Here is an 18,910-nt window from a genome sequence, read left to right on the forward strand (position 1 = left end):
CACCCTCCATACTTATTTTATGTTTAGTAAATTCATACAAAGGCCAGTCCTTTCTATAGTAATATCGCTTATCATTGTGTTTCTTGGGGTGTTGGCCATTAGCTACCTGCCCGTTACACAATTTCCCTCTATTTCACCGCCTAAAGTTAATATTACGGCAGAGTACCCAGGGGCAAACAATGAGTTATTGATCAAATCGGTAGTTATTCCGCTCGAACGTGCCCTTAACGGTGTGCCGGGCATGAAATATATTGCCTCTGATGCCGGTAATGATGGTGAAGCCTCCATCCAGGTCGTATTTAATTTAGGTACCGACCCCAATCAAGCTTCACTTAACGTACAGAACCGTGTAGCGGCCGTTACCAATAAACTTCCTCCTTTAGTGGTTCGCGAGGGCGTTAAAATTACCCGTGAAGAGTCTAACATGTTAATGTACATCAACCTGTACAGTAAAGACCCTAAAATGAATCAGAATTTCCTGTACAATTATGCCGATATCAACTTGCTTTCTGAGTTGAAAAGGGTTGATGGTGTAGGTTTTGCCGATATTTTGGGCGATAGGGATTATGCCATGCGGATCTGGCTTAAACCCGACCGTATGCAGGCTTATAAAATCTCTGTTGATGAGGTAATGAAAGCGCTTGATGAGCAAAGTTTAGAAGCCTCTCCAGGTAAAACAGGTGAGAGTTCTGGTAAACGCTCTCAGGCTTTTGAGTATGTGTTAAAATATTCCGGACGTTTTAGTACGAAAGAAGGATACGAAAATGTGGTACTCAGAGCAAGTGCAAATGGCGAATTACTTCGTTTAAAAGATGTTGCCGATGTAGATTTTAGCGCTTCTGCTTACAATTTGTACTCTACGTTAAACGGAAAGGCTTCTGCGGCTATTGTGTTAAAACAATCGTACGGAAGTAATGCCAGTCAGGTAATTAAAGATGTAAAAGCGAAAATGGCCGAAATCAAATCGAGCTCATTTCCTAAAGGTTTAGATTATGAAGTAAGTTACGACGTTTCTAAATTCCTCGATGCCTCAATTGAAAAAGTAATCCACACCCTTGTCGAAGCCTTTATCCTGGTGGGTTTAGTGGTATTTCTATTCCTTGGCGATTGGCGTTCAACCCTCATTCCAGCAATTGCTGTACCAGTATCCTTAATCGGAACTTTCGTGTTTATGCAGTTCTTCGGTATTACGCTCAATCTGATCACCTTGTTCGCCTTGGTGTTGGCCATTGGGGTAGTAGTAGATGATGCCATTGTGGTAATTGAAGCGGTACACGCCAAGATGGAACACGATCGGAAACTTTCGGTATTGAAGGCTACCCAGCAGGCCATGAAAGAAATTGGCGGCGCAATTATCGCCATTACCTTTCTAATGGCATCGGTATTTATTCCGGTAGCTTTTATGTCTGGGCCAGTAGGTATTTTCTACCGTCAGTTCTCGATCACCATGGCAACGGCAATTATCCTTTCCGGTATTGTGGCCTTAACACTTACGCCTGCATTGTGTGCCATTATGTTGAAGAATAACCATGGTTCGAAGAAAAAGAAGACCGTTATTGATCGCTTTTTAGATGGTTTCAATAATGGTTTTGCCAAACTTTCGGGGAAATACGAATTTGTTTTAACTAAAATGGTAAGTCGTAAGATCTTAACCTTTGGTATATTGATTGCATTTTGTTTGGGGGTTTGGGGATTAAGTGGAAGTGTACCATCAGGTTTTATCCCGAACGAAGATCAAGGGATGGTTTATGCCATTATCCAAACGCCTCCGGGATCTACCTTGGAGCGTACTGATCAGATTGCTGAGAAACTGCAGAAAATGTGCGAGGATATTGATGGCGTAAAGTCGGTTTCATCTTTGGCAGGATATGAGATTCTTACTGAAGGTACGGGATCGAACTCCGGTACCTGTTTAATCAACCTGAAAGACTGGAGCGAACGTAAACATTCTGCAGTTGAGATTATTGAAGAGCTTGAAGAGAAATCGAAATCTATTCCAGGTGCAACTATCGAATTTTTCCAGCCACCAGCCGTTCCGGGTTATGGTGCTGCGGGAGGTTTCGAGCTTCGTTTACTGGATAAAGCAGGTAGTGGCGATTATAAAAAAATGGAAACCGTTGCCAACGATTTTGTGAAAGAGCTGAACAAACGTAAAGAGCTATCATCAGTATTTACTTTTTACAGTGCGAGTTTCCCTCAGTACATGTTAGATGTTGACAATGATATTGCGCAACAAAAAGGAGTGAGTATTGATAATGCAATGAATACACTATCGACTTTTGTGGGGAGTAATTACGAAACCAGTTTTATTAAATACGACCACCAATATAAAGTAATTGTACAGGCACTGCCTCAGTACAGGGCTTTGCCAGAAGATATTTTAAAACTCTCGGTTAAAAACGATCGCGATGAAATGGTGCCTTTCTCGGCTTTTATCAAAATGAGAAAAGTGTACGGGTTATCCGAAATTACCAGACACAATATGTATAATGCTTCGGAGATCAGCGGACAATCTGCTCCGGGTTATAGTTCTGGTGAAGCCATCAAGGCCATTACTGAAGTAGCCAAAAAATCACTTCCAAGGGGATTTGGTATCGATTGGGCTGGTATATCTAAAGATGAAGTATCGAGGGGTAACGAAGCCATTTATATCTTCCTGATCTGCTTGGGCTTCGTTTATCTGGTTCTGGCAGCTCAATACGAAAGTTTTATTTTGCCACTTTCAGTTATCCTTTCTTTACCAGCGGGTATTTTTGGCGCTTTCCTGTTCTTAAAATTATTAGGATTGGAAAACAACATTTATGCACAGGTTGCGATGGTGATGCTGATTGGTTTACTGGGTAAAAACGCCGTGTTGATTGTGGAATTTGCAGCACAGCGGCATGCCCAGGGGGCAACGGTATTAAAAGCGGCAATGGAAGGAGCAAGTGTACGTTTTCGCCCGATTTTAATGACCTCTTTTGCCTTTATTGCAGGTCTGATCCCTTTAATGATTGCATCAGGACCTGGAAAAATCGGTAACAGAACTATTGGATCGGCTGCTGCCGGAGGTATGCTTTTTGGTACCATTTTCGGGGTAGTAGTAATCCCCGGACTGTATTACATATTCGGATCAATAGCAGCAAAACACAAGCTGATCAAAATTGAAGAAGAACATCCATTAACTGAAGAAGTAGAAGATAATGTTTAAGAAAAATATTTATAAAGGCCTTGGTTTAGTGCTGATATGCGCTGCATATACCGCATGTAAATTGCCAGAAGTGGCCCAGCGCGCTGAAAATAAAAGTGTTCCTGCAGCCTTTAACGGCGCGCAGGATACCATAAGTACAGCCAGTATACAATGGCGGAAGTTTTTTACCGATCCAAATCTGGTAAATCTGATCGATACCGCGTTAAAAAATAACCAGGAGCTGAATATTACGCTTCAGGATATCGAGATTGCGAAAAACGAAATCAAGGCTAAAAAAGGAGAGCTTTTACCAAGTGTAACCTATGGCGTTGGTGCAGGCTTCGATAAGGTGGGCCGTTACACCAGTTCGGGCGCTGGCGATGCTTTTACAGAAATTACACCAGGTAAAGAAGTGCCTGAGGTATTGCCCGATTATCGTTTCGGTTTACAAGCCAATTGGGAAGCCGATATCTGGCACAAATTGCGCAATGCGAAGAAAGGAGCTATAAGTCATTATTTAGCAACGGTAGAAGGCAAAAATTTTGTGGTAACCAATTTAATTGCTGAGGTTGCAAATTCATATTACGAATTGCTAGCTGCAGATAATCAGTTAGAGACAGTGAAAAAAAACATTGAGCTGCAGAAAAATGCCTTAGAACTGATGAAAATCCAGAAACAGGCCAGTAGGGTTAATGAACTTGCAGTACGTAAATTTGAGGCTGAAGTTTTAAGCTCTAAGAGCCTGGAATTTGATATTCAGCAAAATATTACCGAAACAGAGAATAAGATCAATTTCCTGCTAGGCCGTTTTCCTCAGCCAATTATAAGGGATAAATCGAGTTTTACCGATCTGGTACCACCAACAGTGCAGACAGGTTTACCTTCGCAATTATTAGCCAACCGACCTGATATTAAACAGGCTGAGTTAGAACTAGCTGCCGCTAAGTTGGATGTTAAAGTGGCTAAAGCACAGTTTTATCCATCTTTGGGTATTTCTGCCGCTATCGGCTACCAAGCTTTTAATCCATCTTATTTATTGAGAACGCCCGAATCGTTGATCTACTCGTTAGCAGGAGATTTAGCCGGGCCACTCATTAATCGCAATGCCATTAAAGCCGAGTATTTAACCGCAAACGCAAAACAGCTGCAGGCCGTTTATGATTACGAAAAAACAATTTTGAATGGTTATATCGAAGTGGCCAATCAGATGTCGAAAATCAGTAACCTGCAAAAAAGCTACGATTTGAAATCGAAACAGGTAGCTGCACTCACCCAATCGATCGATATTTCTAACGATTTGTTTAAATCGGCAAGGGCTGATTATTTTGAGGTATTGATGACTCAACGTGATGCTTTGCAATCAAAATTAGAATTGATTGAAACCAAAAAACAGCAGTTGAATGCGGTGGTAGATATCTATCACGCCTTAGGTGGGGGATGGAATTAATTAAAGTATAATCGCAATTCATATTATCGTTATATTTCTATTAGGGCTGCTTCGGGTTATCGGAGCAGCCTTTTTTCGCTTTATTCATTTATTTATCATAAAAATTAGTTTAAAAACAAAGCCGCTCACTTAGGGTTTATCTTTATCGTATAGAAATTATTATAATAACTAAAAGCACATGGGAAATACAACATTTAAATTAGGCGAATTAGAAATTAACCGTCTAGGTTATGGTGCAATGCAGCTAACAGGTAACGGTGTTTTTGGCGAAGTGGAAGATCGCGAAAATGCAATAAAAGTTTTGCAGGAAGCTGTAGCAAATGGTGTTAATTTTATTGATACCGCAGAAGCTTACGGGCCAAAATTTAACGAATCTTTAATTGCTGATGCGCTACATCCTTATAAACACGATCTCCTTATTGCTACCAAAGGTGGTTTTGACCGACCGGGTCCCAACAATTGGGTTCCAAATGGTAACCCCGAAAAAATCAGGCAAGATATTGAAGGAAGTTTACAGCGTTTAAAAGTAGACTCGATTGATTTATGGCAACTGCATCGCATTGACCCTAAAGTTAATGTAGGCGATACCCTTGCACCAGTTATAGAAGCGGTAAAAGAGGGTAAAATAAAATATGTTGGCCTGTCTGAAGTAACCATCGATCAGATCAAACAGGTACAGGATCTTCTGCCAATTTTATCGGTTCAAAATATGTATAACCTGGCCAATAGGCAGTGGGAGAGTGTATTAGATTTTACTGATGAGCAAGGTTTGGCTTTTATTCCCTGGTTTCCACTGGCTTCTGGCCCCGCAAAATTAGAAGATAAAATTAAAGCAATAGCCGAAAAACATCAGGCCACTACAGCACAGATTGCACTGGCCTGGTTATTAAAAAGATCTTCAAATATCCTGTTAATACCTGGAACAAAATCTACTGCGCATTTAAAAGAAAACTTAAAAGCTACAGAAATCGAATTAACTGATGCAGAATTTGAAAGTTTAGCGAAATAAGAACGGAAAATTCCCCGCGATCGTCATTTCGAGCGAACCCGATAGCTATCGGGTGCAACGCAGTCGAGAACCCGGAGGCTCTGCGAAGCAATCTGTCTACATAGATCTCTCCTCCGAAGGAGTTCCTTTGGAACACTCCGCATTACTGCAGAAGATGACGGTCTCGCTTTAGGGCTTTTACACACCTTGTCATGTTGAGCGGAGTCGAAGCATCCTCCTAATAAAAATAGTTAACTAAATTACATTATCTGTGTGCATCCTTTTTATCTGTGGTTAAATATCCTATCCTTGCCAAAGAATGTTAATTTTTATTAAAATTATTCCTTTATAAGTTTGATATTTAAACATGAAAAAAATCGTCCTGTTTACCTTTATTTTATTTTCTATCATTTTTCAAAAAGCCATGGCGCAAAATAAACCCGAAAATGTACCTGCTGTTTTAAATCATATCGCTGTTTATGTAGCTGATCTAAACATCGCAACAACTTTTTACGAAAGTGTGTTTAACCTTAAAATCATTCCCGAACCTTTTAAAGATAACCGTCATACCTGGTTTACTTTAGGGCCAGCCGGACAGTTGCATTTAATCCAGGGCGCAAAAGGAAATGAGGTTTTTGATAAAAACGGGCATTTGTGTTTCAGTGTTCCATCAGTTGATGAATTTGTAAAAAAGCTGAATGCCAAAAATATCAGTTTCGAGGATTGGCCAGGAAAGAAAGGCGGAATTACCTTGCGTGTGGATGGCGTAAAACAAGTTTATTTCAAAGATCCCGACGGGCATTGGTTAGAAGTAAACGATGCTAAGTAAATATTTTACTACGTGCAGATTTTGTTTTGCACCATCCCTTATATTTAGGTTTTATCCGCTAAGCTTATGAAACTAAAATTCCTGAAGTATTTTTGTATTGCCTTTTTAATAATTGGTGTAGTTGAGCAATTAAAAGCTCAAAATGCTAACGCCGAAGCAGAATTTAAAGCTATAATGGAGAAGTATAATGCGGTTGGTGCAGCTGTGGCTGTGGTAAAAGAAGGTAAGATTATTTATACCCACTCTTTTGGACTAAAAGATTTAGAAAATAAAAAGCCTTTAACTGATCAGGATATTTTCAGGATCGCTTCGATTTCTAAATCTTTCTCGGCAACGTCGATTATGCAGCTGGTAGAAGCGGGTAAGATTTCTTTAGATGATGATTTTGGTGATCTGGTGGGTTTTAAAATCAGGAATCCAAAATTTCCTGATCAGAAAATTACCTTAAAAATGGCTTTATCACATACTTCAAGTTTAAACGATTCTCAGGGCTATTTAAATCTGGATGTGATCAATCCCGATAAAAATCCAAACTGGGCCAAATGTTATAACGATTATGCCCCAGGAAGCAAATTTGATTATTGTAATCTTAATTTTAACCTGATCGGTACCATCATTGAGAAAAAATCGGGTGAGCGTTTCGATAATTATGTAAAAAACCATGTGTTGAGGCCCTTAGGACTTTATGCAGGTTATTGTGTCGACTCTTTAGATAGCACACGTTTTGTTAATTTATACGAATATCATGCCGATACGAAAACTTATACACCGTCGCCAACAGCATATGCGCCACGAAGAACAGAAATTGCAAATTACATAATGGGTTATAGTACGCCTGTTTTTTCGCCAACAGGTGGGATGAAAATTTCGGCTATTGATTTAGCTAAATATATGATCATGCACATGAATTATGGCACATCAAATGGTATTAAGATAATCACTAAAAAGAGTGCGAAACAAATGCAGACCGCCTTAACCGATGATGAAGGGTATGGCTTGGCCATCAGGACTGCAGATCAGCTTATCCCGGGTGTAAAACTGAAAGGACATACTGGCTCAGCTTATGGTTTGTTCAGCACCATGTTTTTTAATCCAAAAGAAAAATTCGGCTTCGTTATTATTACGAATGGTATAAATGCTACCTATACTGATGGCTTTCCTGATTTTAGCAGGGCAGCTATCAACAGTTTGTATCAGGCATTTATTAACTAAACCTGAATTAATCTTTAAACCTATGAAGGATTAAGAAAACGTTTATAAGCATTTCCGGATTTAATTTTTTCCATTGTCAAATATTCTTTCACAATAGAAAATTCCATACTCTGGATGGCTTTGACCACCGATTTTAGTTTTTCACCTGTAACACCTAATCTGGCTGCCCAGTAATTTCGATCTTGCTCATCAGCAATCTCAATAAACTCTTTTCGGGCATTCATCGAATTAATTTGATATTCCATCTTTTTACTGATTTTTGGTTAGTTAATATGTGAAACAAACACCGCTAATTCTGATTTGGTTTTGGAGTTTTGCCAATAGATTGTCAAATATAAATGTACAAAGGCTTTTTTGTTAATAATCATGAGGTAGAATGCCCTAATTGTCCTAAACCAATTACAAAACGGGTCTTAAAAATCGATTTAGGACTGTTCTTTTTGAGCGACATCTTTATTTCAAAAAAGAGTAACATTTTCCTTACAAAACGTTAGGAATTCTCAATTAGCATTTTTATTATTGTATTGTAATATAATTTTTACAAATGCTAAATCATTTTCTAACCAACGCTACAGGTTTATCTCATCGCCCAAAATATTATCAAAACAATCGTTTTGTATTATTTCTTTGGGTATTGATTACACTCATTTTTGTGATTGATTCTTGGGCAACGCATAGGTACAATAACTATCTTATTTTTGAGAATACCTTCAGGAATCTACTTCAACAAAAATCTCTTTATGCATGGTACCCAGCTTATCACGAAGATGCCAATCATTATGGCCCCATTTTTAGTGTTTTAATTGCTCCATTTGCCTTAATGCCTAATTGGATTGGCTTACTCTTTTGGAACCTGTTTAACTGTTTCCTGCTCTTTAAAGCGGTTCAAACCTTACCTCTGGCCGAAGATAAAAAGGTGATTATCGGTTATATTGCCATTCCCTGTCTAATCGAATCGATGCTTAACCAGCAGTTTAATGCAGGTGCCGCGGCCTTAATGATATTGAGTTATACGCAAATAGATAAAGGTAGAGGGATATGGTCTGCACTTTGTATTGTGCTGGGTACATTTATCAAACTTTATGGCGTTGTGGGGTTAGTATTCTTCTTTTTTGCCAAGAAAAAACCAGTATTTGTGTTATGGTTAATCATGTGGTCTATCGTGATATTCTTATTGCCAATGTTGTTCGCCTCTCCTGATTTTGTTGTGCAAAGTTATATCGATTGGAAAAACTCACTGATCGGGAAAAATATGATCAATGTTTCAGGTGGAGAAGATATTTCGATTATGGGTTTCTTTAGGCAACTATTTAACTCGCCTAAAATACCCAATTTACTTTTTATTGGCCTTGGTGCATTGTTGTTTATGCTGCCTTTTAGGTACATTACTTATTTTTCGAAAAGTAAATTCCAGCTCATGATTTTATCTTCCGTATTGTTGTTTCCAGTACTGTTTAGTACTGGAGCAGAAGATTGTACGTTTATCATTTCTATAACTGGTGTAGGCATTTGGTATGTAAAAGAAAATAATAAAGTGCTGAAAAATGTATTGTTGCCAATTTTACTTTTCATCACCTGCAATTTCCCTTTGCTACTTTTTCCGACTTTTGCAAAAGCACATCGTTTATCATTATCCATCATTAGTTTTCCTTATTTTTTGGTTTGGTTGAGGGTTATCAATATCGCGATAAATGATAAACTCATTCATGAAGAAGAAACAGAACCAGAGATGGATACAGCACGAGTAGATTAACTTTTAAATTTTATTTTTTTTTGGTTTTAATATCCGTTTGTAAAAATGGCTGTTAAAACCTTTTTTATTATTCGGCTGTTTTGTATCTGTCTAATCAAAAAATAGTTATGGATAATAAACAGAAAAACGGTAGTGCTGATCGGGCTAGGATCAACATTAACGAAGGTTATGAGCTGGATTATTGGTCTAACAAATTCGGGGTAAGCAAAGATAAGCTGAAAGCCGTAGTGCAAACGGTTGGTACCTCTGCCCGCGCAGTTGAAGATTATTTGAAAAAGTAAAATATTTATTATGAGTCTGAAAAAGTATGTTGCCAAACGCGATTTCTCAAAAACTACCGAACCAAAATCGGGTAAAAGCAGCGATCGGAACAAATTACATTTTGTAATCCAAAAACATGATGCTTCGCGTTTGCACTACGATTTCAGGCTCGAAATGGAAGGCGTTCTAAAAAGCTGGGCCGTACCAAAAGGGCCATCAACCGATCCTAAGACCAAACGCTTGGCCATGATGGTAGAAGATCATCCATACGATTACAAAGATTTTGAAGGCGTTATTCCACAGGGTGAGTATGGCGGCGGAACCGTTATTGTATGGGATGAGGGAACTTACGAGCCGATAGAAACGATTAAAGGCAAAAAAGCACAAGAAAAACATCTGTTAGGCCAGTTAAAAGATGGTTCTTTAAAAATCAAATTAAATGGAGAAAAGCTTCATGGCGAGTTTGCCCTTGTAAAAACACATGGCATGGGCGAAAACGGTTGGTTGTTAATCAAACATAAAGACGATTATGCTTCTACAAAAGACATTACCAAGGAAGATAAATCTGTGCTTTCCGGAAAAACAATCGAAAAGATGGAAAAAACATCCGATAAGGTCTGGAAAGAAGGAAAGGAGCAGGATTTAAAAATTGAAAAAAAAAGCTCCAAGCAAAAAGTAAAGAAAGAAACAACGCCCGTGGGCAATGACCAAGTGGTAGACGTAAAAGGCATATTAAATAAGGCACCCAAAACAGCTATCCCAAAAGGGTTGAAACCCATGCTGGCAACCCTGGTTGATGAACCTTTCGACGATCCTGATTGGCAATATGAGGTGAAATGGGATGGTTACCGTGCCCTGGCTTTTATTAATAAAGGAAAGGTTGATTTGTTTTCCCGGAATAATAAATCCTTTAACGAAAAATTTTATCCCATTTACGATCTGCTTTTGACTTGGAAAATGAATGCGGTATTTGATGGTGAGATTTTGGTGCTAAATAACAAAGGCGTATCTAATTTTGGTTCACTGCAGAATTGGAGAAGCGAAGCAGATGGAGAACTTGTTTTTTACGTGTTCGATATGCTATGGTACGAAGGTAAGAACCTGATGGAGTTGCCGCTTTACCAGCGACAAGCCATATTGAACGATATACTGCCAACAGATGACGACCGTGTACGCCTTGGCAAGGTTTTTAAAGCCAGTGGAGTCGATTTTTTCGATGCGGCGAAGAGAATGGGCTTAGAAGGCATTATAGCTAAAAAAACAGATAGTACTTATGCAACAGACCGAAGATCAAAAGAGTGGCTCAAAATTAAGGTGCAGAAACGGCAAGAAGTGATTATTGCGGGTTTTACCAAAAATGCCGATACTTCTAAATCTTTTAGTTCTTTACTGTTGGGCGTTTATGAAAAAGGAAAATTGCAATATGTAGGTAAGGTTGGAACAGGGTTTTCGGATAAATTGCAGAAAACAATGATGGAGCTGTTTAAACCGATTATTATTGATAAAAGCCCTTTCGAAAGTATACCTGATGTAAATAAGCCCTCGCGCTTCAGGCCAAATCCGCCAAAAGCGAAAGCAACCTGGTTAAAGCCTGAACTGGTATGTGAAGTCGCTTTTGCAGAAGTAACTGATGATGGTGTTTTTCGCCACCCGTCTTTTCAGGGCATGCGTGAAGATAAAAAAGCCAAAGAGGTGATGAGGGAAGTAGAAGTACCAACAGAAAAAATTGTTGACGATGCTAATGAAGAAAACCCACATGCACAGGCAATAAAAGCGCCAAAAGGTAAAGTACCTAAAACTTTGTTGAACCCGAAAGATGAAACGCAGGTAAGGAAAATTAAAGGTCACGAGCTTAAATTTACCAACCTGAGTAAAGTATATTGGCCCGAAGATAAAGTAACCAAAAGAGATATGTTTAATTACTATTATCAGGTTGCTGAGTACATTTTGCCCTACCTGAAAGACCGTCCTCAGTCGCTCAATCGCTTTCCCGGCGGAATTCATGGCAGTAGTTTTTACCAAAAAGATGTTAAAGGCAAAGCACCAGATTGGGCTGAAACTTTTCCTTATGAGAATGGTGAAGGTGAAAAAAAGGAATACCTTGTTGGAACAGATGAAGCTTCATTACTCTGGATGGCGAGTTTAGGCTGTATAGAAATGAATCCTTGGTTTAGCCGGGTGCAAAGCCCTGATAATCCCGATTACTGTGTAATTGATTTAGATCCCGATAAACATACTTTTGATCAGGTGGTTGAAGCTGCACTGGAAACTAAAAAAGTATTGGATGCTATAGATGTTCCAAGTTATTGCAAAACATCTGGCTCTACAGGAATGCATATTTATATTCCTTTAAATGCGAAATACAGTTATGAGCAAAGTCAAATGTTTGCTAAAATAGTGGTTAACCTGGTGCATAATCAAATACCAGAATATACTTCTCTCGAGAGAATGGTAGCCGCCCGAAAGGGAAAAATGTACCTCGATTTTTTACAGAATAGACCAGGGGCAACCATAGCTGGGCCTTATTCTTTACGACCAAAAATTGGTGCAACGGTATCAATGCCATTACATTGGGATGAAGTTAAACCAGGTTTAAAAATGAAAGATTTTAATATTTTTAATACCATCGATCGTTTGAAAGTTGAAGGAGATCTGTTTAAAGGAGTATTGGGTAAAGGAATTGATTTAATAAAGGCTATTGATAAAGCTAAAAGTGTTTTTGGATAAAGCTCACGATCTTTTCCTGCTTTCATTATATTTGGAAAAAATTAAAAAATGATAGCACACCACGTTTTATTCTGGCTAAAAGCCGATACCACCGATGAGCAGAAAGTTGCTTTCCGCAATAGCTTACAAACACTAGAAAATATTGACGTTGTTAAAACTTTTCACATTGGCGTACCAGCACCGATTGAGCGTGCTGTTGTAGATACCACTTATACATTTAGCCTCCTGCTGTTATTTGAAGATTTAGCTGCACATGATGTTTATCAGGTTCACCCATTGCATAAAGCTTTCCTGGATGAATTTAGGGTTTACTTCGAAAAGGTTGTAATTTACGACGCAGAATAAAAGAAATACCTCCGACAAAAATCGGGGGTATTTTTTTATCGTTTATTTTTAATAGATCGAATTTATTATTTGGAATTATTCTAAATAATGAGATATTTGTTAAATCTATCGATTAATTTGAACTGTAAAAGCCATGTGTAAAACAACCGTACTTGCTCAAAACAAAAATATCACAATCGCCCAATGCAAGAATTGCAAAGTTCTAAATATATGGCGCTCAGGCGTTTTAATGAACTTTTCTTTTGACCAGTTTGATGCTTTTTATGTGGCAACCAAGAAACTTGATTTCGACGATTATTTGGAGACTAGGCCTGATGGGAGACAGGTTGTTATTTTATCAACCCCATTTCCTGATATCAGTTTAGTTTTTACCAGAGAAGAATGGCACGAATTTTTTACTAAAATAGATGAAGCTTTATATATGAAACGGGTGTATGAGATTGTGTATTACTAATTAACACTACAATTTTGTATGTTTGTTACTTATTGGTAAGTAATTTTCGATACTACAAAACCAAAGCGTTTTTAGTTACGTAAATACTTCAAACTGCAATCTTATGGAAAAAACAGCTACATTAATTAAAAGAGCATCCCTTAACGTAAATCAGTTAGATAGCATTAAAATTGGTGATTTATTATCTGATGAATATGGTAAATCGGGCAAAGTATGCGAAATCGAAAAAGTAAACCGCCATGGTGAATTTCACTATTACTTTAAATTATTTAAATCGGGCACCATCTTAATTATTCTTTAATTTCTTTCTTGCCTTAACCAATTGGTTGTGTTGTTATGAGGATATATCTTATAACCACTAGCTTTGTATTGCTCATCAGTTATTTTGTTTGGCGCAAAATACCAACTATGGACGATGTACAAACATTGCCTACTTTGTAAAACAAGAAGCTCCAGATCTGCCGACCCGGAGCTTCTTATTTAATCTATTCGTATAATTAGAATTTATAAGATAATGTAGTTATGAACTGACGTGGCGGAATTGGATTCACGCTGTAGTTTTCGTGAACGAAATAATTCAGCTCATTAGTGATATTGGAAACTTTAGCAAGAAGCGAGAATTTTTTCCAATTGTATCCTGCAGAAAGGTCGAATGTGGTAAATGCGCTTAAAGGAATTAATCTGCTATAGGTTTGAATTTTAGTATCGTTATAACCACCGTTACGTGCTCCAGTATAGTAAGCAGATGCACCAAGTTTTAAGCCTTTAACGCTTCCTTCTTGGAAGGTATAAAATAGGGTACCATTGGCAGTGTTTTTTGTAGAACCGACCAATCGTTGCCCTTCTATAATACCACCTAAAGTTACCGTTCTGGTTGCATTTGGATTGGCGGTAGTAGGGGCAGGTACCTGAAAAATAGTTTTATCACGCGTTTCGGTATAGCGGATAAAGTTATAGCTATAACCAGCAATGAAATTTAAACCTTTTACAATTGTTCCAGTAATATCAAGCTCTAAACCATCACTTAACGATTTTCCATTAAGTTCTTTAATGTTAGCATCTCCATTTGGTGCTCCTTGAGCATTGATAAGCGCTTGTTGGGCAAATTTATCGTTCGCAATTCTATACCAGGTTAAATTAACTGATAACCTGCCTTTAAATAGGTCGTTTTTAACTCCAGCCTCATATTGCTGCAATGTTGAGGGATCTAATGGTGCTGAATAAATATCTGTTCCAGTATTCTGAACAAAATTGCTCGAATAACTAGCATAAATTGACGTTGTTTTTAATGGTTGGTAAATCAAACCAAATTTAGGGGTAAATGCACTTTCTACTTTTGATCTTTCCAAACTATTTACACTTAAAGATTGAACTCCTGTTGCCAGGATAGTGGTAACGGTTCGCGGTGTTTTTTGGAAAGTATAACGAACACCGGCAAGTACTTTAAACTTTTCGGTAATCGAAACCAAATCCTGTACAAATGTACCCATGCGATATAGTGGGGCAAAAACTTCTGAAACTACGTTAACATTTGGCTCAATGCCTGACCCAAAATAAGTTGATGGATCAAGTAGGTTTACATTGCCGTAGTTAAAAGGAGTTAGGCCATTGTTGAAGGTAAACCCACCACTAGTTGTGCGCGATTGATCTGCATCAGCACCAACCAATAAGGTATGGCTTATGCCTCCTGTTTTGAAATAACCATTTAAGTTAATCTGCTCATTGTAAGTAAATTCTTTTGTTTTAGAACGCGTAACATTACGTGCAGCAATACCATAGGGAAGTGGGTTAGTAGATACTTTAGTATCCGCAAATGGACGTTCTGCACTAAAATAGTTGCGGTTGTAAGATTGTGCATTAGCCAATACATTCAACTTCCAATTGTCGTTAAATTTATGGTTAATGTTTAATTGTGCTGTAGCTGTATTTGTATTGTTATATGCCCAGGGTGCATTTACAAAAGCATTACGGCCTATATCAGCAATCTGGTTTTCAACAGTACCAACACCAAAATCTGGTGTCATGTTGCTTTTCAAATAATCACCCTGTAATAAAATGTCTGTTTTCTCGCTAATTTTATAAAGCAAAGATGGATTTACGTAAACCCTGTTCGAGTTTACACTGTTTCTGAAACTTGCAGCATCTTCGTAAGTACCAATTAAACGGAAAGCAAGGTTCTTTGTAATCGGACCATAAATGTCGCCTGTTGGTTTGTACATGCCGTAACTGCCTGTACGCATTGATACTTCGCCGCCATTTTCAAATTTAGGCTTCTTCGTAACCAGATTTACTACAGCTCCACCGCTTACACCGCCATAAAGTAATGCTGCACTTCCTTTTAAAACCTCTACCGATTCTAAAGTACTAGTTTCGGGCATACCACCACTGGTAGCACGTGATCCATTTTTGAAAACATTATTAGTACCTAAATTATAACCACGGGCAAAAAAAGTTTCGCCACTTACCGAACCACGATTTTCAGCAAAAGCTACACCGTTTACATTTTTCAGTACATCGCTTAAGCGATTAGCTTGTTGGTCGGCAATTACTTGGTTTCCAATAATTTGCACTGCCTGTGGAAGATCCATCGGTGCAATGGCAATTTTACCTAAGTTAACTGGCTTTCTGTTTGGTGTTTTGTAACCGTTAATGGCTACTTCGTCCAATTGAGATGAAGATTCTGCTATGGTAAAATCAGCAGTTACAGTTTGACCGGCCACTACAGTTACAGATTTTTCCTGCGCAGAAACACCGATAGCAGATGTTTTGATCGTATAAGTGCCTGGTGTTACATTTTTAATGGTGAAATTACCTTTCTCGTCAGTTTGTGTAGTTTTACCTATGTTTTTTAAACCAACACTTACATAGCTTGCAGGATTGCCATCGCTGGTCTTAATCGAACCTGAAACAGATCCATTTTTGCTTTGTGCTATGGTATTTCCTGTTAAAAGCAGAAAAAAAGCTATAAAATTTAAAAGAAAAGTAAATTTTTTATCCATTTTATTTAGATTAATTCTTAGTTGGCGCAAAGGAAGCGTTTTTGCGCGGAATAACAAAATTATTTTTATTTGTTCTAAATAAGATTAATTTTTAGTTTACTTTATTGGAATACGCAGCGTTTTTGAATGCGTATATTAGGAATGTACTAAATCCAATTATGCAAAATAGCGAAGATCATTTCTATTCTAATCTGCCCATTTATAAAATGCCATTACATCAATTATTGATTAAAAATCAATTATTTGAAAAAGTGGTTGCAAGCTGGTGTGTAATCATCACCGATATCAAGCATTCAACAGTGGCTGTAAATTCGGGCCAGCATGAAAATGTTAACCTTATTGCTACTGGAAGTATTGTCGCCGTCCTTAATATTGCATTTAAAGCAAACATCTCGGTTCCATTCTTCTTTGGTGGCGATGGAGCCACTTTTATTGTTCCACCAAGTATTGTAGATGATGTGATGAAATCGTTATTAAAATACAGGGATAATACTCTACAGAATTTTAACCTTGATTTAAGGACTGGGATTATGCCTGTTGAAGAAATTTACAAACAAGGCTATAGGCTTAACATTTGTAGATTTAGTAGCGCTGAAACATTTTCTATCCCCATTGTTTTGGGTGATGGCCTGGCTTATGCCGAACAAATTATCAAGGGCGAAAACTACCTGTTAGGCGGCCATGATACTGCAAGTGATGAAATCGATTTAAGTGGTATGCAATGCCGTTGGGATAAGATAGAACCACCCGAAAACAGTGATGAGGTGGTTACGTTAATCGTTATAGCTTCAGAAATAGAACAACAGGCAATAGCATTCAGCAAAGTGATCCATCACCTCGATAAAATTTACGGAACACCCGAAAAGCGTCAGCCGATTTCAGTTTCTAAGCTGATTTTCAAAACAAGCTTTAACAGTTTAGGAAAAGAGATGAAACACCGAATTGGAAAAATTAGACTTTTTGAACTGTTCAAATCATGGCTCATCAATATTTATGGCTATATCTATTTCCGGACGGAGCGGGGTAAAAAGTATCTGAAACAACTTGTAGAAATGTCGGATACGCTGGTGATAGACGGTAGAATAAATACTGTAATTACAGGAACTGCACAGCAGCGATTAATATTGCAGAAAGAGCTTAATCAGCTTGAAAAAAATAATGAAATTTTATATGCGCTCTATGTTAGCGGCGAATCGATCATGTCTTGCTATGTTAGGGATCTGGAGGATGATCATATTCATTTTGTTGACGGAGCAGATGGGGGATATACTCAGGCCGCGGGAATACTTAAACAGAAAATGCGCGATAAATTAAATGCCAAGTGATAAAAGGTTAATAATAACCAAACATTTGTAAAGGCCAACTTGTATGATAGTTAGTGTAATTTGATTTATCATAAATATCAGCATAGGATGGTTTTAATTTTTAAAGTATAAATGGAAAGTTATTCGAGGGTTTTAAGTAATAATCAACTTTTAGAGGTTCTTTCCTTATCAAAAGATGCAACAGCCATATACACATCCGAACATATTGTAATCGAAATGGCTAATGATGCCATGATTGCGTTTTGGGGTAAAGACCGATCTATTATCGGTAAACCTTTAGAAGATGCTGTGCCTGAGCTAAAAGGACAGCCTTTTATCAATATGCTGAAAAATGTGTTGCTAACGGGCATTACAGATAAAGGAGATGCTATTCCGGCTGAAACCCTAAGGGATGGGAGGTTACAAACGGCTTATTATGCTTATGAATATCGTGCCATTAAGGATGAGGCTGGGATGCCTTATTGTATTCTTCATACCGCAAGCGATGTTACCGATATGGTAAATGCGAAAAAAGCCATTAAAGAGGCTGAATTGCAACGGGAAGCACTAGATCAGGAACAGATTCTAATCAGTATAAAGGAAGAGCGGCAAAAGAATGACTTTATCAGTATGGTAAGCCACGAGTTAAAAACGCCTTTAACCTCTATTAGTGCTTATGTTCAATTGATGCAGCATCGGAGTTTAACAGATCTTTTTGTCGTAAATACTTTAGATAAAGTTCAAAAACAGATCCGGAAAATGAGTTCTATGATCACTTCTTTTTTAAATGTATCGCGTTTAGAATCGGGAGAAATTCACTTGAGCCTATCTCATTTCGATCTTGATAAACTAATTTGTGATGTTGTAGAAGATCTAAGGTTGATCCATCCCACTAATCAGATCAATTTTGCAGAGGGAGAACCTAAATTAATATACGCAGATAAAGATAAAATTGGCTCTGTAATTTCAAATTTGATTGGCAATGCTGTAAAATATTCAGATCAGGGCAGTACTGTTTTTGTTCAATCAGAAGCCTTGGAAAATGAAATGCATGTTTCTGTAACAGATAACGGCATTGGTATCCAGGCTCATGATCTGAAGAAACTTTTTGATCGGTTTTATCGCGTAGAAAACCAGCAAACTAAAACCATTTCAGGTTTTGGGATTGGTTTATACCTAAGCGCAGAGATTATAAAATTACATCATGGTAAAATTTGGGCAGAAAGTAATTATGGCGCCGGCTCTACATTTCACTTTTCGCTCCCTGTAAAAGGCTAATTCAAATCAAAGCCCAATATCACATGATTAAACCGCAGTTGAAGTTTAGAGGTTCGTTTAAGAAAAAGTAAAAGATTGGTTGACAGGTTAAAATAAATTGTCATTTCGACTGGAGCACAGTCCCGGCGTTAAATCCTACTGTGT

Annotated in this window: 15 protein-coding genes; 13 read left to right on the top strand and 2 right to left on the bottom strand. The window is 37.9% G+C overall.

Annotated features, from left to right (window positions below; genetic code table 11):
- Nucleotides 1–19: 19 nt before the first annotated feature.
- From ASU31_RS21445 to ASU31_RS21465, 5 genes are all read left to right on the top strand, one after another.
- On the top strand, nt 20–3,190 hold the full coding sequence (locus tag ASU31_RS21445; RefSeq protein ID WP_057934311.1) for an efflux RND transporter permease subunit: 3,171 nt from the start codon (nt 20–22) through the stop codon (nt 3,188–3,190).
- Nucleotides 3,183–4,616 carry a TolC family protein gene (locus tag ASU31_RS21450; protein WP_057934312.1) on the top strand — a complete coding sequence of 478 codons (1,434 nt, stop codon included), beginning with the start codon at nt 3,183–3,185 and terminating at the stop codon, nt 4,614–4,616. Before ASU31_RS21445 ends, ASU31_RS21450 begins: the two co-directional genes overlap by 8 nt.
- A 178-nt stretch (nt 4,617–4,794) precedes the next feature.
- On the top strand, nt 4,795–5,625 hold the full coding sequence (locus ASU31_RS21455) for an aldo/keto reductase (RefSeq protein ID WP_057934313.1): 831 nt from the start codon (nt 4,795–4,797) through the stop codon (nt 5,623–5,625).
- A 346-nt stretch (nt 5,626–5,971) separates the two neighbouring features.
- The gene (locus ASU31_RS21460) at nt 5,972–6,433 is read left to right on the top strand and encodes a VOC family protein (protein ID WP_245224582.1); all 462 of its coding nucleotides are present in this window, start codon (nt 5,972–5,974) and stop codon (nt 6,431–6,433) included.
- 66 nt (nt 6,434–6,499) lie between these two features.
- Nucleotides 6,500–7,645: a serine hydrolase domain-containing protein gene (locus tag ASU31_RS21465; RefSeq protein WP_083505473.1), complete on the top strand. Its 1,146-nt coding sequence runs from the start codon at nt 6,500–6,502 to the stop codon at nt 7,643–7,645.
- A gap of 20 nt (nt 7,646–7,665) precedes the next feature.
- Here the strand turns inward: ASU31_RS21465 and ASU31_RS21470 are convergent, their stop codons facing one another.
- Nucleotides 7,666–7,890 (bottom strand): DUF3606 domain-containing protein, encoded by a 225-nt coding sequence (locus tag ASU31_RS21470; protein WP_029280094.1) that lies wholly within the window; start codon nt 7,888–7,890, stop codon nt 7,666–7,668.
- A 299-nt stretch (nt 7,891–8,189) separates the two neighbouring features.
- Here ASU31_RS21470 and ASU31_RS21475 point away from each other — a divergent pair, with 299 nt between their 5' ends.
- The 6 genes from ASU31_RS21475 to ASU31_RS21495 all read left to right on the top strand — a co-directional run bounded on the left by ASU31_RS21475 (nt 8,190) and on the right by ASU31_RS21495 (nt 13,486).
- Nucleotides 8,190–9,398 (top strand): glycosyltransferase family 87 protein, encoded by a 1,209-nt coding sequence (locus tag ASU31_RS21475; RefSeq protein ID WP_057934314.1) that lies wholly within the window; start codon nt 8,190–8,192, stop codon nt 9,396–9,398.
- 107 nt (nt 9,399–9,505) lie between these two features.
- Nucleotides 9,506–9,679, top strand: a complete 174-nt coding sequence (locus tag ASU31_RS27285; protein ID WP_083505474.1) for a DUF3606 domain-containing protein — start codon at nt 9,506–9,508, stop codon at nt 9,677–9,679.
- Between the two features lie 10 nt (nt 9,680–9,689).
- On the top strand, nt 9,690–12,386 hold the full coding sequence (ligD, locus tag ASU31_RS21480; protein ID WP_057934315.1) for a DNA ligase D: 2,697 nt from the start codon (nt 9,690–9,692) through the stop codon (nt 12,384–12,386).
- A gap of 48 nt (nt 12,387–12,434) precedes the next feature.
- The gene (locus tag ASU31_RS21485) at nt 12,435–12,731 is read left to right on the top strand and encodes a Dabb family protein (RefSeq protein WP_057934316.1); all 297 of its coding nucleotides are present in this window, start codon (nt 12,435–12,437) and stop codon (nt 12,729–12,731) included.
- 133 nt (nt 12,732–12,864) lie between these two features.
- Nucleotides 12,865–13,185 carry a hypothetical protein gene (locus ASU31_RS21490; RefSeq protein WP_157258179.1) on the top strand — a complete coding sequence of 107 codons (321 nt, stop codon included), beginning with the start codon at nt 12,865–12,867 and terminating at the stop codon, nt 13,183–13,185.
- Nucleotides 13,186–13,288: 103 nt separating this feature from the next.
- Nucleotides 13,289–13,486, top strand: a complete 198-nt coding sequence (locus tag ASU31_RS21495; RefSeq protein ID WP_057934318.1) for a hypothetical protein — start codon at nt 13,289–13,291, stop codon at nt 13,484–13,486.
- A gap of 196 nt (nt 13,487–13,682) precedes the next feature.
- Here ASU31_RS21495 and ASU31_RS21500 read toward each other — a convergent pair whose 3' ends face one another.
- Nucleotides 13,683–16,184, bottom strand: a complete 2,502-nt coding sequence (locus ASU31_RS21500) for a TonB-dependent receptor (protein WP_057934319.1) — start codon at nt 16,182–16,184, stop codon at nt 13,683–13,685.
- 158 nt (nt 16,185–16,342) lie between these two features.
- Here ASU31_RS21500 and ASU31_RS21505 point away from each other — a divergent pair, with 158 nt between their 5' ends.
- Together ASU31_RS21505 and ASU31_RS21510 are read left to right on the top strand one after the other, a co-directional pair.
- Entirely contained in the window at nt 16,343–17,509 is a 1,167-nt protein-coding gene (locus tag ASU31_RS21505; protein ID WP_057934320.1) for a DUF3095 family protein, read from the top strand.
- A 111-nt stretch (nt 17,510–17,620) separates the two neighbouring features.
- The gene (locus tag ASU31_RS21510) at nt 17,621–18,766 is read left to right on the top strand and encodes a PAS domain-containing sensor histidine kinase (protein ID WP_057934321.1); all 1,146 of its coding nucleotides are present in this window, start codon (nt 17,621–17,623) and stop codon (nt 18,764–18,766) included.
- The last annotated feature ends 144 nt before the right edge of the window (nt 18,767–18,910 follow it).

Source organism: Pedobacter ginsenosidimutans (genome assembly GCF_001442625.1).
Classification (GTDB): Bacteria; Bacteroidota; Bacteroidia; order Sphingobacteriales; family Sphingobacteriaceae; genus Pedobacter; species Pedobacter ginsenosidimutans.